1 protein-coding gene is annotated in these 1,379 nt (G+C 58.7%); it reads left to right on the plus strand.

The window, feature by feature from the left end; all coding sequences use genetic code 11:
* Positions 1 to 33: 33 nt before the first annotated feature.
* Positions 34 to 1,379 (plus strand): immunoglobulin-like domain-containing protein (locus AC2CGW_RS25220; RefSeq protein ID WP_484574770.1); only part of this gene is annotated, 1,346 nt, incomplete at its 3' end.

Raw genomic sequence — 1,379 nt, forward strand, 5'->3', positions numbered from 1 at the left:
GACGACGTGTACGTCGGTGGCCAGCCAGCAATCGTGAACAAGCTGGAAGGCGTTACTGGCGCAGATAACTTCGAGAAGCTGACCCTCGGCGACAACTCCGTCACCACAACCGTTACGGACGAGCCAGGTACTGGTACTCCGGGCACCGGCAACGAAGGCGACAAGGTTTCTGTCACCATCGTCAGCAACGGCAATGTCACCGAAGACCAGCAGCCAAGCTTCACTGTCAAAGTGAACCAGCCGCTGGATCGTCCGCTCACCGTTACCTTGAGCAATGGCGACAAAGTCACCATCGCGGCCGGCCAGACTCAGGTTGAGTACAAAGCTCCAGCTCAGGGCGATGACGTCTTCAAAGACTCGGGTTCGCTCACCGTTGGCATCAGCGATGCAACCGTACCGGGCAAGACCTTCGAGAATCTGGAACTGGGTGGCTCGGCCACCGTTCAGATCGCCGATACCGAAAGTGAAGTTGTCGCCACCCTGACTGCTGACAAAACCACTGTCAGCGAAGGCGGCGAGATCACTTACACCGTTACCCTGACCAACGCCCAAGGCTTGGACGTCAAAGGTCATGGCGGTCTGACCTTCACTCTTTCGGATGGCACCAAGGTTACTGTCCCGGCTGGCAGCGCCACCGGCACCATCACCATCCACGCACCGGACGACGTGTACGTCGGTGGCCAGCCAGCAATCGTGAACAAGCTGGAAGGCGTTACTGGCGCAGATAACTTCGAGAAGCTGACCCTCGGCGACAACTCCGTCACCACAACCGTTACGGACGAGCCAGGTACTGGTACTCCGGGCACCGGCAACGAAGGCGACAAGGTTTCCGTCACCATCGTCAGCAATGGCAATGTCACCGAAGATCAGCAGCCAAGCTTCACTGTCAAAGTGAACCAGCCACTGGACCGTCCGCTGACCGTTACCTTGAGCAATGGCGACAAAGTCACCATCGCTGCGGGCCAGACCCAAGTTGAATACAAGGCACCGGCCCAGGGCGATGATGTCTTTAAAGACTCGGGTTCTCTGACTGTTGGCATCACCGATGCCACCGTTCCGGGCAAGACCTTCGAAAACCTCGAGCTCGGTGTTTCGGCCACCGTGCAGATCGCCGATACCGAAAGCGAAGTCGTCGCAACCCTGACCGCTGACAAGACCACCGTGGCCGAAGGCGGCGAGATCACTTACACCGTTACCCTGACCAACGCCCAAGGTCTGTCGGTTACCGGCCATAACGGCCTGGTATTCACGCTCAGCGACGGCACCAAAGTGACCGTTCCGGCTGGCAGCGCCACCGGGACTATCACCATCCATGCGCCGGACGACGTGTACGTTGGCGGTCAGCCATCGATCATCAACAAGCTGGAAGGTGTTACCGG

The organism is Pseudomonas sp. SYWMCR5, assembly GCF_057197165.1.